The 16,262-nt window shown below is 64.2% G+C and carries 17 protein-coding genes; all 17 read right to left on the reverse strand.

All coding sequences use genetic code 11. From position 1 onward, the window contains the following. Nucleotides 1-202: 202 nt before the first annotated feature. A complete protein-coding gene (gene lepA, locus ACT67G_RS06980; protein WP_443663724.1) occupies nucleotides 203-2,008 on the reverse strand; it encodes a translation elongation factor 4 in 1,806 nt (601 codons plus the stop codon). A 50-nt stretch (nucleotides 2,009-2,058) separates the two neighbouring features. Next, nucleotides 2,059-3,144 carry a hypothetical protein gene (locus ACT67G_RS06985; protein WP_325247269.1) on the reverse strand — a complete coding sequence of 362 codons (1,086 nt, stop codon included), beginning with the start codon at nucleotides 3,142-3,144 and terminating at the stop codon, nucleotides 2,059-2,061. Nucleotides 3,145-3,154: 10 nt separating this feature from the next. Then, nucleotides 3,155-4,579, reverse strand: a complete 1,425-nt coding sequence (locus ACT67G_RS06990; RefSeq protein ID WP_443663727.1) for an MBOAT family O-acyltransferase — start codon at nucleotides 4,577-4,579, stop codon at nucleotides 3,155-3,157. Continuing rightward, a complete protein-coding gene (locus tag ACT67G_RS06995) occupies nucleotides 4,576-5,259 on the reverse strand; it encodes a helix-turn-helix domain-containing protein (protein ID WP_325247271.1) in 684 nt (227 codons plus the stop codon). The genes ACT67G_RS06990 and ACT67G_RS06995 overlap by 4 nt, the downstream gene beginning before the upstream one ends. A 223-nt stretch (nucleotides 5,260-5,482) precedes the next feature. Beyond that, a complete protein-coding gene (locus ACT67G_RS07000; RefSeq protein ID WP_443663729.1) occupies nucleotides 5,483-6,361 on the reverse strand; it encodes an HAD family hydrolase in 879 nt (292 codons plus the stop codon). A 60-nt stretch (nucleotides 6,362-6,421) separates the two neighbouring features. After that, the gene (locus ACT67G_RS07005) at nucleotides 6,422-7,132 is read right to left on the reverse strand and encodes a DivIVA domain-containing protein (protein WP_326214605.1); all 711 of its coding nucleotides are present in this window, start codon (nucleotides 7,130-7,132) and stop codon (nucleotides 6,422-6,424) included. 38 nt (nucleotides 7,133-7,170) lie between these two features. After that, nucleotides 7,171-7,608 carry a cell division protein SepF gene (locus tag ACT67G_RS07010; RefSeq protein WP_325245801.1) on the reverse strand — a complete coding sequence of 146 codons (438 nt, stop codon included), beginning with the start codon at nucleotides 7,606-7,608 and terminating at the stop codon, nucleotides 7,171-7,173. A gap of 24 nt (nucleotides 7,609-7,632) precedes the next feature. After that, the gene (locus tag ACT67G_RS07015) at nucleotides 7,633-8,325 is read right to left on the reverse strand and encodes a YggS family pyridoxal phosphate-dependent enzyme (RefSeq protein WP_325245803.1); all 693 of its coding nucleotides are present in this window, start codon (nucleotides 8,323-8,325) and stop codon (nucleotides 7,633-7,635) included. Nucleotides 8,326-8,413: 88 nt separating this feature from the next. After that, a complete protein-coding gene (locus ACT67G_RS07020; RefSeq protein WP_443663731.1) occupies nucleotides 8,414-9,688 on the reverse strand; it encodes an HlyD family efflux transporter periplasmic adaptor subunit in 1,275 nt (424 codons plus the stop codon). Between the two features lie 59 nt (nucleotides 9,689-9,747). Beyond that, entirely contained in the window at nucleotides 9,748-9,978 is a 231-nt protein-coding gene (gene hfq, locus ACT67G_RS07025; protein WP_325245807.1) for an RNA chaperone Hfq, read from the reverse strand. 65 nt (nucleotides 9,979-10,043) lie between these two features. After that, a complete protein-coding gene (gene miaA, locus ACT67G_RS07030) occupies nucleotides 10,044-10,985 on the reverse strand; it encodes a tRNA (adenosine(37)-N6)-dimethylallyltransferase MiaA (RefSeq protein ID WP_443663733.1) in 942 nt (313 codons plus the stop codon). Continuing rightward, nucleotides 10,985-11,578 (reverse strand): NAD(P)H-dependent oxidoreductase, encoded by a 594-nt coding sequence (locus ACT67G_RS07035; RefSeq protein ID WP_443663735.1) that lies wholly within the window; start codon nucleotides 11,576-11,578, stop codon nucleotides 10,985-10,987. Before ACT67G_RS07035 ends, miaA begins: the two co-directional genes overlap by 1 nt. A 4-nt stretch (nucleotides 11,579-11,582) precedes the next feature. Continuing rightward, the gene (locus ACT67G_RS07040; RefSeq protein WP_443663737.1) at nucleotides 11,583-11,765 is read right to left on the reverse strand and encodes a DUF6440 family protein; all 183 of its coding nucleotides are present in this window, start codon (nucleotides 11,763-11,765) and stop codon (nucleotides 11,583-11,585) included. Nucleotides 11,766-11,943: 178 nt separating this feature from the next. Then, entirely contained in the window at nucleotides 11,944-13,977 is a 2,034-nt protein-coding gene (mutL, locus tag ACT67G_RS07045) for a DNA mismatch repair endonuclease MutL (RefSeq protein WP_443663739.1), read from the reverse strand. 51 nt (nucleotides 13,978-14,028) lie between these two features. Next, a complete protein-coding gene (locus ACT67G_RS07050; protein ID WP_325245817.1) occupies nucleotides 14,029-14,529 on the reverse strand; it encodes a hypothetical protein in 501 nt (166 codons plus the stop codon). A gap of 30 nt (nucleotides 14,530-14,559) precedes the next feature. Next, nucleotides 14,560-15,471, reverse strand: coding sequence for an AEC family transporter (locus ACT67G_RS07055; RefSeq protein WP_443663741.1), 912 nt, complete (start codon nucleotides 15,469-15,471; stop codon nucleotides 14,560-14,562). A gap of 27 nt (nucleotides 15,472-15,498) precedes the next feature. Beyond that, nucleotides 15,499-16,209 carry a CPBP family intramembrane glutamic endopeptidase gene (locus ACT67G_RS07060; protein WP_325245821.1) on the reverse strand — a complete coding sequence of 237 codons (711 nt, stop codon included), beginning with the start codon at nucleotides 16,207-16,209 and terminating at the stop codon, nucleotides 15,499-15,501. Between the last annotated feature and the right edge of the window lie 53 nt (nucleotides 16,210-16,262).

Consider the following 16,262-nt stretch of genomic DNA (forward strand, 5'->3'; position numbering starts at 1 on the left):
TCCGTGGGAATCTGCACGCTGCCCAGGGACCGCATCTTCTTTTTGCCCCACCGGATGTTCCATCCGGTGGGGACCCCATTTTTTACTTGCGCGGCGGAAGTGAATTCCGCCTGCGCCAAGGTTTTCGCTCCGGCAAAAACACTTGTACGGCGCATTGCGCCGCCCCGCGCTGCGGGGCCCCGGGCAAAATGAAGATGCCCGTTTATTCGTCCAGCTTGAGCACTGCCAGAAATGCCTCCGTGGGGATCTGCACGCTGCCCAGGGACCGCATCTTCTTTTTGCCCTCTTTCTGCTTTTCCAGCAGCTTCTTCTTTCGGGAGATATCACCGCCGTAGCACTTGGCCAGCACGTCCTTGCGCATGGCCTTGACGGTCTCCCGGGCGATGACCCGGCCGCCGATGGCCGCCTGGACGGGAACCTCGAAGAGCTGGCGGGGAATGTTCTCCTTGAGCTTTTCGCAAAGCCGCCGGGCCCGGGGGTACGCCTTGTCCTTGTGGGCGATGAAGCTCAGGGCGTCCACCCCCTCGCCGTTGAGCTTCAGGTCCACCTTCACCAGCTCACTGGGCCGGTAGCCGGAGAGCTCATAGTCCAGGGAGGCGTAGCCCTTGGTGTTGGCCTTGAGGGTGTCGAAGAAATCATAGATGATCTCGTTGAGGGGCATCTGGTAATGGAGCTCCACCAGGTTGGTGTCCAGGTACTGCATATCCTTGAACTCCCCCCGGCGGTCCTGGCACATGGGCATGATATTGCCCACGTACTCGTTGGGGGCGATGATATTCACCTTGACGTAGGGCTCCTCCGCGTGCTCGATGGTGGCGGGGTCCGGGTAGTTGTGGGGGTTGTCCACCGCCACCATAGTGCCGTCGGTCTTGTAGACGTGGTAGATGACGGAGGGCAGGGTGGTAACGAGATCCAGGTCGAACTCCCGCTCCAGCCGCTCCTGGATGACCTCCATGTGGAGCATGCCCAAAAAGCCGCACCGGAAGCCGAAGCCCAGGGCCACGGAGGATTCCGGCTCAAAGGAGAGGGAGGCGTCGTTGAGCTGGAGCTTTTCCAGGGCGTCCCGCAGATCCGGGTACTTGGACCCGTCCTCGGTGTAGATGCCGCAGTACACCATGGGCTGCACAGGGCGGTAGCCCGGCAGGGCCTGGGCCGTGGGATTGGCGGCGTCGGTGACGGTGTCGCCCACCCGGGTGTCCTGCACGTTCTTGATGCTGGCGGTGAAGTAGCCCACCTCGCCGGCCTCCAGGCTCTGACAGGGCTCCATACCCAAAGGCAGCAGGTGGCCGCACTCCACCACCTGGTAGGTGGCGCCGGAGGCCATCATCTTCACCTGCTGACCGGTGCGCAATGTGCCCTCCATGATCCGGAAGTACACGATGACGCCCCGGTAGCTGTCATACTGGCTGTCGAAGATCAGGGCCTTCAGGGGGGCCGTCACATCCCCGGTGGGGGCGGGGACGTTCTGCACGATGTCCTCCAGGACGGCTTCAATGTTGATGCCCATTTTGGCGGAGATCTCCGGGGCGTCCATGGCGGGCAGGCCGATGATGTCCTCCACCTCGTGCTTGGCCTTTTCCGGATCCGCGGCAGGCAGGTCGATCTTGTTGAACACCGGCAAAATCTCCAGGTCGTGCTCCATGGCAAGGTACGTGTTGGCCAGGGTCTGGGCCTCCACGCCCTGGGTGGAATCCACCACCAGCACCGCGCCCTCACAGGCCGCCAGGGAGCGGGAGACCTCGTAGTTGAAGTCCACGTGGCCCGGGGTGTCGATGAGGTTGAGCTCATAGGTCTCCCCATCCTGGGCCTTGTAGTTGAGCTTTACCGCCCGGGCCTTGATGGTGATGCCCCGCTCCCGCTCCAAATCCATGTTGTCCAGCAGTTGGGCTTCCATCTCCCGGGCGGAGACGGCACCGCACACCTCCAGCAGCCGGTCCGCCAGGGTGGACTTGCCATGGTCAATGTGGGCAATGATGGAAAAATTGCGGATATTGGATTGCTTTGTCATACAGGCGAAACCTCCGTAAAACGTCCGCTGACGCGGACAGCTCGAATCGATCAGGGCTGCTGGGCCTTCTGGGCGTTCCAGACAATCCAGAAGGACTCATCCCAGTATTTCTCGTAGTCATAGTCTACCACAAAATCCCGCCACTGCGCCAGGGTATCCCGGTAGTTTTCTTCCGTCATACGGCACTCCCCCGCCGCCATCTTGGCAAGCACCTGGGTGCAGACGGCACCGGAGTGGTGGACATAGTCGCAGTAGTTGTCCAGATCCAGCACGATATCCGGATCCATCAGGAAATTGTAAAGGCGGACATTGTCGTATTGCAGCAGCCGCTCACAGGCCAGATCCAGAGCGGCGAACACCGCCTCCGTCTCCCCCAGCCGGGCAGTCTTGTCCCAGAAGAGGATGCTGTAAGGCGGGAAGAAAATGTCGAATTCCGTCTCCGGATGGGCGGTGATCCAGCCCTCCACCACGTCCAGGTTGTCACTGGCGTGGCGAAGGTAGGTATCCGCCGGCAGCGTCTCCCCGGTGATCTCCGGCCGGGTGTAGTTGGCCAGGGCGGTGGCGTGGTTCCACCACACGTCCCCGTCCCAGGTGAAGCCCTCGTCCAGGGTGTCCGCCTCGTCCCAGCGGTTGGCCATGAGCACGTAGGCGCTGTAATAGAGGGTGTCCTTGTTGATGAGGTATTTCACATCGTCAAAGGGATTTCCGTTGTAGAGATAGTCCGGCATGGCGGAGGTCAGGCCGCTCTCATCCCGCACCAGGATGTTGGCATCCAGGCCGAAGATCACCCGCTGGGGATCCTGGCTGCGGAAAAGGACGTCCATGGTCTTGTCAAACTCGCTGAGGTAGCCGTCGGGAATGGTGATGCGCACCGCCGTGGTGCCGAAGGTCTCGGCGATCTCACTGCGGCGGTAGTTGGCGGCCAGGGAGGTCCCCATGAGCACCGTGTCCGCCGGTACGTTTTTGGCAAGGCCCGCCGCCTGGTAGCGCTCGCTGAAGAGCACCGGATCCCAGTCCTCCGGAATGCGGTAATAGAGGCAGGGATCCACGAAGTACACCACGGCGGCACATGCTGCCAGCAGCACGGCGCACGCCGCCAGAAGGCCGCAGACCCAGCGCTTGTATGCTTGTTTCATAACGGCCTCCTCAGAAGTTGGAATAGATGAAGGTGGTGATGCCCGTAAAGGACAGCACGGACCACACCATCACCACCGTCAGCCCCGCGGCCCGCCAGAGGGTGGGACGGAAGGAATCCATGCGGGAAATGGTGTTCCGGGGCCAGAGGACCATGATGAGGCCCACGCCGTAGAGACCCACCACTCGGAAAATATTCATCCAGGGAGTCAGGGCCGGCAGGATCATCTCCAGCGCCCCCGTCTCCTTGGAGAACAGGGCATCCAGCAGCCAGGGCTCCGGCTTGGCAAGGCCTCCGGTAAGGGCCGTGCGCAGCAGCTCCACGGCGCCGGTGAGATCCGGTGCCCGGAAGAAGACCCAGGCGATGTTGACAAACAAAAAGGTCAGCCCCCAGCGCACCAGACGGGGCAGCCGGTCCCGGGAGGGCCCCCAGGCTCGCTCGATGACCTGGGCCAGGCCGTGGAGGGCGCCCCAGATCAAAAAGGTCCACCCGGCTCCGTGCCAGAAGCCGCTGACCAGGAAGATCACCATGATGTTGAGGTATGTCCGCCCCTTCCCCCGGCGGCTGCCGCCCAGGGGGAAGTACACGCACTCCCGGAGGAAGCTGGTGAGGGTGATGTGCCAGCGTTTCCAGAACTCCCCGATGGAGAGGCTGCGGTAGGGGGAATTGAAGTTCACCGGCAGCCGGATCCCCAGGATCCGGGCAACGCCGGCGGCAATGTCGCAGTAGCCGGAAAAGTCAAAGTACAGCTGGAAGGTATAGCCCAGAATCACCAGCCAGGCCGCCGGAGCGGAGAGCTCCGCCAGGCGGTCCCAGCCGTTGTTCACCACGGCACCGAAGGAGTCCGCCAGCAGCACCTTCTTGGCGGTGCCGCACGAGATGGCGTAGAGCCCGGCGGCGGCCCCCTCCCACCCCGGGCGCAGGAAGTCCTCACCGGTCAGCTGGGGGAAGAAGTCCCCGGGCTTCAGGATGGGGCCGGAGGTGACGGTGGGGAAAAAGAAGGCAAAGAGGAACAGCCGCTCGTCCTGGGCGGGGACATAGGCTCCGGTATAGACCTCTTTCAAAAGCCACAGCTGCTGGAAGGTAAAAAAGCTCAATCCCAGAGGCACCCAGCCGATGGAGAGGGCGCCGCCGGTGAAAAAGCCCGTGTACTTGAAGGCCAGCAGCACCGCCACATGCCAGATGCACGCCAAAGCCAGCACCCGGCGGCGGTCACGGCACGCCGGATCCGTCAAGCGCAGCAGGGCCGCCCGGGTCACCACCACGCCCACCGCCAGCACCAAAAAGCTCTGCCAGCCGCCGCCCGCCAGGTAGAACACCAGGCACGCCACCTCCAGCGCCGCCAGGGCGGAGGAGGCGCTCTTCCTGCGCAGGATCAGGCAAACCGCCGCCGTCACCGCCAGGAAGAGGAGGAAAGAAAGGGACTGGAAGCTCATGTGTCACGCTCCGTCAGGCTGCTGAGCCGGGCGTCCGCCCCGCTGAGCACCTGGGTGAGGCTCTGATTGCGTCCGGGGTAGGCGGCGGCAAGGGCCTCGGCGGAGAGGTCCGGGAAGTCCGCCTTCCGGGCGGCCTGGCCCCGCAGGGCCCGGGCATAGGTCAGCTCCGAGAGCTTCATGTCCGCGGAGGCCGCGTCCATGGTGCACCCGGCAGGATCCAGGGAGAAATAGGCCTCGTTGGCCCCGGCGGCGCGGTAAAAGTGGCGGTAAAGCTGATAGACCGCCGTGCCCAGGTAGGCGGCGGCGGCGTTGATGGCCTGCTTGTCCCCCAGCTTGCCCAGAAGGCCGAAGAGCACCCCCACCGCGCCGGAGAGGAGCTTGCTCTGCAGGGTGGCCAGAACGCTGCCCTGGAGGACGTTGCCGGGCTCGGAGGCGCTGAGGATCTCCTCGGTGGTGAGCATGCTGCCGTCCCGGGACAGGGTGCGGCCCAAAATGAAGTCCGCGGAGACGTGGTAATAGTCGCAGGCCCGCACCACGAAGGCCAGACCCGGCTCCCGGATACCGTTTTCATAGTGGCTCAGCAGCGCCTGGGAAATACCCAGATCCCCGGCGGCGGTGCGCTGGGACACGCCCCGCTCCTGCCGCAGCAGGGACAGCGTGCGGGAAAATTCGGATGCCATAGATTCTCTCTCCTTTGGGAAGTCTTCCATCCTCCGGCACAAAAAAGCAGACATTTTGCAATGTCTGCCGCTGCCGCAGGGTCTTTATCAAATACGCAGGGTATATTCTAGCAAAAAGGATACGAAATGTAAAGAAGGAACCCCTGTTTTTTCCCGTTTTTTCGCCCCGCCGGGCAAAAAAACGCCCCGGCACCCGCCCGGGGCGCCGGGAACGCGGTCTTTTTCAGAACAGCCCCACCTGATCCGGCAGCACGTCGCCGCCAATGGAGCGCAGCTGGCGGGCGTTCTGCTCCCCCAGCCGGTCGGTGATGGCGATTTTGCGGATGATGTCCTTGACGGTGGTATCCAGGACGGTACCCTCCGAGTAGTCCGCCGGGAAGATGAAATCCACCCGTCCCTTGGAGAGCAGATCCTCCACCCCCTGGCGGTTGGCGGACTGGTACACGGCAATGGCCTGGCCGCCGTAGGCCCGCATCATCTTCATGCAGGGCACGTCGGAAAGGCCGTCCCCCACATAGACCATGTTGTGGAAGGGGACCCGCTTGGAGTCGTCCGGCATGGAGTCGTTGAGGGTCTTGTCGTCGGAAACATCCAGCACGCCCTTGTTGATCCGGTAGACGAACTGGGTCTTGGCGGTGAAGTTCACCGCCAGCTTGGGCCACACGGGAACCCCATTGTCATCGTAATAGAACTCGCTGGCGTAGATCTCCTTGAACTCCCCGCTGATACTGGATCCCTCGATGATCTCCCGGAGGCCGGAGGAGATGATGTAATGCTCCACCTGGACCCCCTGCCGGGCTCCGAATTCATTGATGCGCCGGAACCAGGTGTCCACCCCGGGAAAGAGCACGATGCTCCGGCCCTTTTCCACCAGGTCTTCCCGGGTAAAGGGACGGCCCCGGCGCTCCGCCTCCCGGATCATGGTGAACATATACGCCAGGATCCCGTCCATGCGGCAGGCCCGGCCAAAGCCGTTGGCCTCCGCCCAGAACTCCCCGGGGGTCATGCCCAGGCTGGGGATAAAGGCGTAATTCTGCATGTCGGTGGTGCAAAGGGTCTTGTCGAAGTCGTACAAAAAGGCCACGATGGGCTGCTGGTCCATGGCGGGCTCCTCCCTTCCGGATGGCAAAAAGGCGGCCCTCACGAGCCGCCTTTTTCATACTCAGTCGCCGCTGTAATTGCGGCCGAATTTCAGATCGTCCAGATTGATGCGGCGGGTGGCATCCAGATCCCCGTCATCCCGGGCGAAGGGATCGCCCTCGGGATAGTCCAGGGCGGAGGTCTCCTCCGCCGGCTCGCCGGACTCGGCACCCTCCTCAGCGGGCACCTCCCCCTGATCCTGCTCGGCAAAGGCCGCCATCACCCGCTCCTCGATCTCCTGGACGGGAGGCTCCTCCTTGGCGGGTGCGGCGCTTACGGATACCGGTGCCTTGGGCAGCTGATCCAAAAACTGCATCTGTTTGGCGCACAGGTCCCGGCTTTGGGTGATGAACCGGGAGAGCTCCTCCTGGCCCTGGCGCAGGCGGTCTTCCGCCTCCTGCAGCTCCCGGCGCAGCTCCTCCAGGCGGGCGTGGGCCTCGGCCTCCGCCTTGGCCACCAGCTCGTCCCGCTTGGCCTCCGCCTCGTGGACGATGGAGTCCGCCATCTTCTGGGCGGTAAGCAGGGTGGCCCGCATGGAATCCTCGGTGGCGCGGTAATCCTCCACCTTCTCCACCAGGACCTTCATTTTGGATTTGAGCGCCGCGTTCTCCTTGTAGAGCGCGGTATAGTCATCGGTCAGTTCATCCAGGAACTCGTCCACCATGGCCATGTTATATCCGCCCATGACCGCCTTGGAGAACGCATGGGTGGAAACTTCCTGCGGTGTCAGCATATTGACTCGTTACCCCCTATTCCGGCGCGCGATTGCCGTCAAAAATACAGTCCGTTGCTTTCCAGCTCGTCGATGAGATCGCCCTCGATATCCACATGGTAGGGCGTGATGATGTACGTGTTGGCGGCCACCTTCTTGATCTTGCCCTCGCCGGCGTAGGCCACGCCGGACAAAAAGTCGATGAGGCGGCGGGCGATGTCCTTGTTGGTGGACTCCAGGTTCAGCACCACCGTGCGCTTGTCCTTGAGATGGTCGGCGATCTCGGAGGCGTTTTCAAACCGCTCCGGCTTCACCAGCACCACCTTCAGCTGGGTGGTGGCGTGGATGTTCACCACCTTGTTCCGGCGGTCCTCCGCCTTGGGACGGCGGTCTTCAAAGACGGTGTCCCGGCGGGACGTGTCGTCAAAATCGTCGTACTCCTCGTCCTCGTCCTCATAGGGATGGGTCCATTTCTTCAGTTCATCTAAAATGCTCATGGCAACCTCCAAACGCCCCGGGCGTCAGGCGTAGTGGCGCGCGCCGAAGATGGCGGTGCCCACCCGCACCATGGTGGCGCCGGCCCGGATGGCATCCGGATAGTCGGCGCTCATGCCCATGGACAAACAGTCTAATTCATTATGGAACAATTTTGCATTTATGTCAACATAAAGTCCCCGGACTTCCTGAAAATACCTGATATTTTCCTCCCGGGAGGCATCTGCGGGGGGAATCGTCATCAATCCCCGCACCCGCACGTGGGGGCAGTCCAGCGCCGCCCGGGCCGCGTCCAGGACCTCCTCCGGGGCAAAGCCGCTCTTGGCCTCCTCCCGGCCGATGTTCACCTCCAGCAGGATATCCTGTACCAAGCCCTTTGCGGCGGCCACCTTTTCGATCTCCTGGAGCAGCGGCGCCGAGCCCACCGACTGGATCAGGGCCACATGGCCCACCACCTGCTTGACCTTGTTGCGCTGGAGGTGGCCGATGAAGTGCAGCGGCGCGCCGTCATAGGCGTTTTGCGAGAGCTTCTCCGTCATCTCCTGCACCCGGTTCTCCCCCAGGGCGTCGATGCCGGCGGCGATGGCCTCCCGGCAGGCGTCGGCGCCGTTCATTTTGCTGGCGCCCACCAGGGTGATCTCCCCCACGTCCCGGCCGGTCTCCCGGCACACGTCGGCAATGGTGCTGCGCACCTTGGCAATGTTTTCCGCGATTGACATGATGAAAGCCTTCCTTCCCAAATTTGCCTGTTTTTATGGGCTGCCGCTGGGCAGGCCCAGCGGTTTTTTTCTGATGTTCCGGCGGCCGTCAGGTGATGACCTTGCCGTCATAGAGGTCGTAGGCGGAGATGATGACCTCGTCCCCCGCCCGCAGCCGGGTGCTCTCCACGCTGGCGGTGGTGCTGGTGGACACAGGCACCGTGGATTCCACCAGCACGAAGTCCTCCCCGGTATAGAGCACCTGCACCGGCTTGAACCGGGCCTCTGCACCCATGACGCAGTACACGCCGGTGATATCCTCCGTGGTGCGGTTTCCCTCGCTGTCCACCGTCACCTTCTGGGCCCGGAGGGCCTCCTTGGGGATCCGGATGCCGGAGGCGGTGCTGTGGATCACTTCCGCCCGCTGCTGGCGCAGCAGCGTCAGCTCCGAGAGGTAGCGCCTTCCCTCAAAGGCCACCACCACCCGGCCGTTCTCCTCCGGCCCGATGGAGGAGATGGTGACGGAAAGGGCCTGGGTGACGCCCTTGGAAAAGCGCAGGGACAGCCCGCCCTCCTCCTGGAGTGCCTGGGCATCCTCCGCGTCCATGGCGGCCACATAGTACCAGCTGTCCCCCAGCACCAGCTTCCCCACGGAGGAGGCAACCGACTCATCCGCCTTCACGGCGGAGAGGGCGGAGGGGGTCAGACTGGAGAGCATGTCCGGTGTCAGCACCGTCTCGTAGCCGTCCACCACCGCCGAGTAAAGCCCCGCCCTGGGAGCCGTGATCCGCCGGACGGAGGAGGCCGCCTGGGCCCGCAGGGTCTTGAGCTGGGACTGGACCTCCTGGATCCTGGCGTCCAGATCCGTGGTGTCGGAATATGTATAGTCCCGGCGCAGCACCAAGGACTTGAGATCTGCCGCCTGCTCCTCCACCTGGTCCAGCCGCCCCGCGGTCAGGGCACTGCGGGTGGAAAAGATCCGCTGCATGATCTGGGCATCCAGCCGCAGCGCGGCCTCGGATCCCAGGGCAGCCTCCTGGGCGTACTGGAGCTGCTGGAGCTGTACCTCCAGGGCCTCGATCTCATCCTGGCGATCCAGGGAGGCCTGGTCGGCGTACACCAGGGCCACGGTGCCCCCGGTGCTCACCCGTTCGCCCTCCGCCCGCTGGAGCTGCAAAAGGCCGCTGGTATCGTCCGGCAGCACCTGCTCGCTGCGCACCACGTAGCCGGAAAGGGAGGTTCCCTCCTCCACCTGGTACGTATAGGCCAGGGTGGTGGACAGGGGGTCGGTGAAATAGTTGGCCGCCTGGATGCCGAAGTAGGCCAACACCGCCACCGTCACCAGCGCCATTAAAATTTTGGTTCCAAGGGTCTTTTGTTTCATGGGGTTACCTCTATCGTTTCGCCGCGGAGAGAGGGCGCCTCCCGGCTCTGCGCCCGGGGCTACGCCTCCTCGCTCAGATCCACCGTCCGGGCCGGGACGATGGTGGAGATGGCGTGCTTGTAGACCACCTGCTGGCGGCCCTCGCCCTCCAGCACCACCATGAAGGCGTCATAGCCGGTGATGGTGCCCCGCATCTGAAAGCCGTTCATCAAAAACATGGTGACGGGCACCTTGTCCCGCCGGGCCCGGAGAAGAAACAGCTCCTGTAAATTTGCTTTTCCGCTTTGCATACTCGTCCGCTCCTTTTTATCTGTTGAGTCGGACGTTTTTCCAGTTTTTCCCGTCCGCCCAGCCACTAGGATACGCCTGCGGCGGTCAGGATTTCCGTCGAAACCTGCACGGCGCGGGAAAAATCCCGCTCTTTTTGCCACTCAATCCAGTGGATGTCCGGGTTGCGGCGCAGCCAGGTCAGCTGCCGCTTGGCATACTGGCGGGAGCGGAGCTTCACCTCTTCGATGGCCTCCGCCTCCGTGGCGGTGCCATCCGCCACCGCCAGAAATTCCTTGTAGCCGATGGCCTGGAGGGCGGTGGATTCCCGGGAGAGGCCGCTTTCCAGCAGGCCCCGCACCTCCTGCAAAAGGCCCGCCTCCACCATCTTGTCCACCCGGCGGTCGATGAGGTCCTTCATGTCCTGGCGGTCGGCAAAGCGCAGCCCGATCCACACGGCGTCATACCGGGGAGGCTGGGATGCCGTCCGGGCGTTGTGGGCGGAAATGGTCTCCCCCGTCTCCCGGTAGACCTCCAGGGCCCGGAGGATCCGCTTTTCATCCGAGGGGTGCAGCCGCGCCGCAGACTCCGGATCCACCTGCCGCAGCTCAGAGAGCAGCGCTTCGATGCCCTCCTCTGCCAGCCGGGTCTGCAATTCCTTGCGCACGGTGCCGCCGGCGTGTCCTCCGGCAAAATCCCGCCCCCGGACCAGGGCATCCAGCCACAGTCCGGTGCCTCCCACCAGGATGGGGAGTTTTCCCCGGGAGAGGATATCGTCCACAATGGGCACCGCCGAGCGGACATACCGGGCAACGGACCAGTTCTCCCCCGGGTCCGCCACGGCGATCATGTGGTGGGGAACGCCGTCCATCTCCTCCGCCGTGGGGGCAGCGGTGCCGATGGTCATGCCGTGGTAGATCTGCATGGAGTCCACGGACACCACTTCCCCGCCGTACTGCTTGGCCAGCAGGACGCCCAGGGTGGTCTTGCCGCAGGCGGTGGGGCCCACCACGCACACCACCTTGTCCATCACGGCTCCTCCGCCAGCCGGACCGCCAGGGCACAGGCGGACTCCACCAGGCTCTCCGTCTTTTCCGGGTCCAGATCCAGCCCGCCGCCGAAGACGTAGTCAAATTTGGGTATGCCGAACATGGCGCAAAGCTGCCGCCAGTACACCACGCCCACGGAGTCCTCCCGCTCCACGTCGCCGCCGGTGGTGAGATACACCAGCTGCTGCGCCCGGCAGTCCCCGTGGCAGCCGTCGGCTTCGTAGTGGTAAGTGAGGCCGTTGGCGGAGATATACTCGATATAGGTCCGCAGAGCCGCCGGGAAGCTCAGATCCCAGAAGGGCGCCGCCACCACGATGGCGTCCGCGGCGCGGAACTGCCGGGCCAGGTCATACACCGGAGCGTCCCAGGCCTGCACGGACATCAGCGCGTCCCGCTCGTCCAGCATCTCCACGTCAAAGGGCTTGAGGGAGAGCAGTTCCTCCGGCGTCACCGTCTCCGCCTCGGCATCCGGGTGGCGGCGGCAGAAGGCCTCCCCATAGGCCCGCAGCAGCCGCCGGGTGCGGGAATCCTCCCCCCGCTGGCTGATGCAGCAATCTACCATCAACAGTTTCATCGTGTCACTCCTCATCCAATACCGTGGTCACTACGGGCGTTCCGTCCCGGTTCAGCAGGGGCGTCAGCCCTCCGGCGTTGCCGGAGGCGCGAAAGATATAATTGACGCCGGTCTCCCGGTCCACAAAGATCTCCGTCACATCAATCGTCCCCTGGCTGTAGATTTTCACAAACCGCTTCTGGGCCATACACATCCTCCTTCCCGTTTGCGCCGGTCTTATGCTCTCTTGAACATCTTCCGGAATGCCGGACCGCCATTCCGGCCTGCGTTTCAAATCCAAGGATTTGAAACGTATTATGATTGCACGTGCAGGACACCCCTCCTGGGTTTCCTGCACACATCCTTCCTTCCCGTCGCCGGAGCTGTTACGCCCGCTTGAACATCTTCTCCAGTTCGTATTTGGTGAGCTTCACCGCCACGGGGCGGCCGTGGGGGCAGAAGCGGACGGCTCCGCTCTGCACCTTTTCCACCAGCACCTGCAGCTCCCTGGCATCGCTCTTCCAGCCGCCCTTGATGGCGGCCTTGCAGGCCATGGTGTGCAGCAGTGCCTCCCGCCGCTCCTCCGGGGAGCGTCCGGCACGAAGCGTTTCGGCGATCTCCTCCAGGGTGGCGGCGGTGTCGGCGGCGTCCAGATCCGCGGGAACCTCCCGCACCAGCAACGCCCCGTCGCCGAAGTCCTCGCACCCGAAGCCCAGCTGCTCCAAAAGGGGCAGATTCTCCAGCAGCAGCGCCGCGTCCTCCCTTCCGGGCTCCACCGCCACGGGGGCAAGCAGCGTTTGGCGCATGGGGGGCTCCTTGGCGGCCATCAGCCGGTCGAAGTTGATGCGCTCGTGGGCAGCGTGCTTGTCGATGAGCCAGACATTGCCCTGGGCGTCCTCGCAGATGATGTAGGTGTTGAGGACCTCCCCGGCGATGCGCCAGGGGATCTCCGGCTGGGGGATGGATTGCTGCTCCGGCTCCTCCCGCTGGGGAATGGCGGGCACAAAGGGCCGGGCGGGTTTCTCCGCTGCCGGAGCCGGGGGCTCCTGAACCGGCCGGGAAACCGGTACACTCTGCCGGTTCTCCTGTGCCGGGCGAACTGCCTGAGACACTGCCCTCTCCACCGGGGACGCCCCCTGTTGGACGGGCTGCTTCTCCGGTTCGCTCCGGACGGGAGCCGTCACGGAGGCGGGGGCCCGGCCCAAAGCGGCGGGCTTTTGGGGCTGGGCGCTCTGGTAAAGGGGCCGGGCGCTGTCCGCCACCCGGGCGGGGGCGGATCGCTCCGTGTTCCAGGCGGGCCGGGCCTGGGAGGCCGGGGCGGCAGGCTTTTCCGCCGCCTTCTCCCGGTAGGCTTTGGCGTCCATGACCTGGAAGAAATCCCCCCGGGGATTCACCGCCCCGGAGGCCTGGGGCGCCGCGGGGATGGGGGATCCCCCCTGAGCCAGGCCGTCCAGCACCGTGTGGAACACGGCGTCGAACACCTCGTGTTCCCGGGCGAACTTCACCTGGGTCTTGGCCGGGTGGACGTTGACGTCCACCGCCGTCACCGGCACCGTCACCGAGAGGACGCAGCCGGGGAACTTGCCCTTCATGATCTGGTTGCGGTATCCCTCCTCCAGCGCCGCCGTGAGAAGCTGGGACTTGATGAACCGGCCGTTGACGAAGAACACCTGCATGGACCGGGACCCCCGGCCCATGAGAGGCTTGGTGACGAAGCCGGAGACGGTGATCTCGCCGCCCCGGCCCTCCACCGCCGTCAGGGAACGGGCAAAATCCCGGCCCATGGCGGAGTAAACGGCGGAGAGGAGCTTGCCGTCCCCGGGGGTGTGGAGGCTCTCCACCCCGTCCTTGATGAATTTGAAGGAGATATCCGGGTGGGACAAGGCCAGATGCTGCATGAGTCCCGCCACCGCCGCCGTCTCGGCGGAATCCTTGCGCATGAACTTCAGCCGGGCGGGGGTGTTGTAAAAGAGGTCCGCCACGGAAATGGTGGTGCCCACCGGGGCGCCGGTCTCCGTCACCGTGCCGGGGATCCCTCCCTCCAGCTCCAGGACGGCGGCGGCCGTATCCTCCCGGCGGCGGGTGACCATCCGCACCCGGCTGACGGCGCTGATGGCCGCCAGGGCCTCTCCCCGGAAGCCCAGGGTGCCGATCTTGCCCAGGTCGTCGGCGGTGCGCAGTTTGGAGGTGGCGTGGCGCAAAAAGGCCGTGGGCAGCTCCTCTGGAGCGATGCCGCAGCCGTCGTCCGTCACCCGGATGAGGCCCATGCCCCCCCGGCGGATCTCCACCACCACGGCGCCGGCACCGGCGTCGATGGCGTTTTCCACCAGCTCCTTCACCACGCTGGCAGGCCGCTCCACCACCTCACCGGCGGCGATGAGGTCTGCCACATGGGAATCCAGTTGTGCGATATGGGGCATGTTGCGTCTCCTTTCCCCGTTTACTCTGCGGAATCGTTGAACGGACGTGCCTCAGCTCCGGGCGGCATCCCAGGCGTCGCCGTAGCCCAGGGCCCGCACCAGCTGCTCCAGCGAGGCGGCACTCTCCTCCGCCCGGGCACCGGAGAGGGTACGCAGCACCCGGTTTTTCCCGGTGGTCTCAATATTCACCACCATGTTGCCGGTGGACTGGCCCAGGGCGTTGCGGCCGGGCCAGCAGTGTACCTTGCGGATGCTCTGGCGGGGAATGGAGCGGGGGCCGATGGTCAGGCTCTCCTCGGTCAGCGTCCAGGGGATGGTCTGCTCCTCTCCCCGGCCCATCCAGCCGGCCACCACCGGATAGATGAATCGAAAGAGGATATAGGCCGTCACCACGGCGGCCACCTGGAAGGCGATGCCATCCAGGTCCACCTGCGTTTCCAAAGCACTGTAGCTCACCACCACCAGCAAAAAGCTTGCGAGCACACTGATGATGGCTGCGGGGACGGAGCGTCCCCACTGGGCATCAGGCTCCAACAGCAGTTTTCCGGACATGTCGTTCCTCCTTATTTCGTGGTCCCCCGGTCACAGCAGCACCGCCGCCAGTACCGGGATGGTGACGATGGCCCCCAGGGTGGTCAAAAAGGTCACCTGGGCCATGGCCTCTGTGTCGCCGCCGTACTCCATGCTCAAAAGCGTGCCGTTCACCGCCACCGGCATGCCCATCTGGCTGACGGCGATGCCCAGCACCATGGCCTCGATGTGCATGCCCCGCAGCACCAGGCACAGAAGGGCGGGCATCACCAGCAGACGCAGCACCGACAGCACCCACAGCTTGGGAGAGCGCAGCACCTTCCCCGGGGACATATGGGCAAGCAGCGAGCCCACCACCAGCAGGGAAAGGGGCACCGTGATACTTCCCACGAAGTCCAGCATCTCCCCCACCATGGCCGGGGGACGCAGCCGGGTCAATGCCAGCACCAGCCCCAGTACAGAGGCCACGATGCACGGGGAGAGCAGCTGCCGCCAGCGGAAGCGCCCGGCTCCCGCCAGCATCAGCGGGCCCAGGGAGTAGGAGAGCAGGTTAAAGGGCAGGGCCAGGATGGCGGCGTAAAAGAGAGCGCCGTCCCCGTAGAGGGCCACCGCCACCGGGTAGCCGATGAAGCCCACGTTGGGGAAGGCCAGGGTGTAGCGGTAGACGCCCTTCTGCCCCGCCGTTCCCGGCAGCAGCTTGGGCACCGTCAGCACGAAGGCGAATTCCAGCACGTAAAAGACCACGCCCACCTCCAAAATGGAGAGGATCACGGAGATCTCCGGCAGTTCCTCGCCGGTGATGACCGCCGCCACGATCATGGCGGGCATGGTGATGTTCAAAATCAGCTTGGAGAGCTTTTGATCCGTCTCGCCTCCCAGACAGCCCAGGCGGTTGGCCCCGTATCCGGCGGCAATGGCAAAGAGGATCACCAGCATCTCTGCCAATACGTCAAAAAAATTCATGGGTCGTTTTCTCTCCTCCCGGTCCCGTTACACAAGGGACGAACAGATACTCAGGGCGTTGGCCGCGGCGTGGACGCCAATGGCCGTCCACAGTGTCCCGGAGCGGTCATAGACCCAGCAGAGCACCAGTCCCGGCACCAGATACTGCACCATCAGCAAAAAATAGGTGATATCGTGATTCACCACGGCGAACTGCCACACATGCAGCAGCGCAAAGAGGGCGCAGGAGACGGCATAGCCCAGCCAGGGGCTCTTGCCCCGGAGGTTGCCGAACACCAGGCCCCGGAAGAGCACCTCTTCCACAAAGGGGGCCAGGAACACCACGATCAAAATGGTGGTGCGGGGGGCGTCGGCCATCTGGGCGGAGATGGTGGTATCGTTGAGATTGGTGCGGCTGGCCACCGCCAGCGCTGAAAGGCGGTACACCAGCTCGTTGAGACCGTACAATGCCACCAGGCCCACCGCCGCCAGCTTCACAGCGCCGCCGGGATTGTCCAGAAAATGCCGGGTAGTCCGGGCCAGGAAGCCGTGGAAGATGATGAGCGTCACAGCGAACAGGATGTAGTAATACAGGGCGTTGCGCAGTCCCGGGGAGATGGCGGTGCCCAGCAGGCGCTCCGCCAGATCAAAAAGGGGCGTGGTGGCGAAGGGCAGCACCAGCAGGTAGATGACGAAGAACACCGTCCCGGCGATCTGCTCGCCCGCCGTCATGTAGGCGGCAGATTTTCGTTTTGCCAAGGGAATCCCTCCCGGTGGAATGAGTTTGGGGAAACGCGGTTTGCCGGCGGCGC

This window comes from Dysosmobacter sp. (assembly GCF_052306735.1).
Classification (GTDB): domain Bacteria; phylum Bacillota; class Clostridia; order Oscillospirales; family Oscillospiraceae; genus Oscillibacter.

Coding starts and splice junctions, on each gene's coding strand:
- lepA (WP_443663724.1), bottom strand. CDS start 2,008: ATGACAAAGCAATCCAATATCCGCAATTTTTCCATCATTGCCCACATT.
- ACT67G_RS06985 (WP_325247269.1), bottom strand. CDS start 3,144: ATGAAACAAGCATACAAGCGCTGGGTCTGCGGCCTTCTGGCGGCGTGC.
- ACT67G_RS06990 (WP_443663727.1), bottom strand. CDS start 4,579: ATGAGCTTCCAGTCCCTTTCTTTCCTCCTCTTCCTGGCGGTGACGGCG.
- ACT67G_RS06995 (WP_325247271.1), bottom strand. CDS start 5,259: ATGGCATCCGAATTTTCCCGCACGCTGTCCCTGCTGCGGCAGGAGCGG.
- ACT67G_RS07000 (WP_443663729.1), bottom strand. CDS start 6,361: ATGGACCAGCAGCCCATCGTGGCCTTTTTGTACGACTTCGACAAGACC.
- ACT67G_RS07005 (WP_326214605.1), bottom strand. CDS start 7,132: ATGCTGACACCGCAGGAAGTTTCCACCCATGCGTTCTCCAAGGCGGTC.
- ACT67G_RS07010 (WP_325245801.1), bottom strand. CDS start 7,608: ATGAGCATTTTAGATGAACTGAAGAAATGGACCCATCCCTATGAGGAC.
- ACT67G_RS07015 (WP_325245803.1), bottom strand. CDS start 8,325: ATGTCAATCGCGGAAAACATTGCCAAGGTGCGCAGCACCATTGCCGAC.
- ACT67G_RS07020 (WP_443663731.1), bottom strand. CDS start 9,688: ATGAAACAAAAGACCCTTGGAACCAAAATTTTAATGGCGCTGGTGACG.
- hfq (WP_325245807.1), bottom strand. CDS start 9,978: ATGCAAAGCGGAAAAGCAAATTTACAGGAGCTGTTTCTTCTCCGGGCC.
- miaA (WP_443663733.1), bottom strand. CDS start 10,985: ATGGACAAGGTGGTGTGCGTGGTGGGCCCCACCGCCTGCGGCAAGACC.
- ACT67G_RS07035 (WP_443663735.1), bottom strand. CDS start 11,578: ATGAAACTGTTGATGGTAGATTGCTGCATCAGCCAGCGGGGGGAGGAT.
- ACT67G_RS07040 (WP_443663737.1), bottom strand. CDS start 11,765: ATGGCCCAGAAGCGGTTTGTGAAAATCTACAGCCAGGGGACGATTGAT.
- mutL (WP_443663739.1), bottom strand. CDS start 13,977: ATGCCCCATATCGCACAACTGGATTCCCATGTGGCAGACCTCATCGCC.
- ACT67G_RS07050 (WP_325245817.1), bottom strand. CDS start 14,529: ATGTCCGGAAAACTGCTGTTGGAGCCTGATGCCCAGTGGGGACGCTCC.
- ACT67G_RS07055 (WP_443663741.1), bottom strand. CDS start 15,471: ATGAATTTTTTTGACGTATTGGCAGAGATGCTGGTGATCCTCTTTGCC.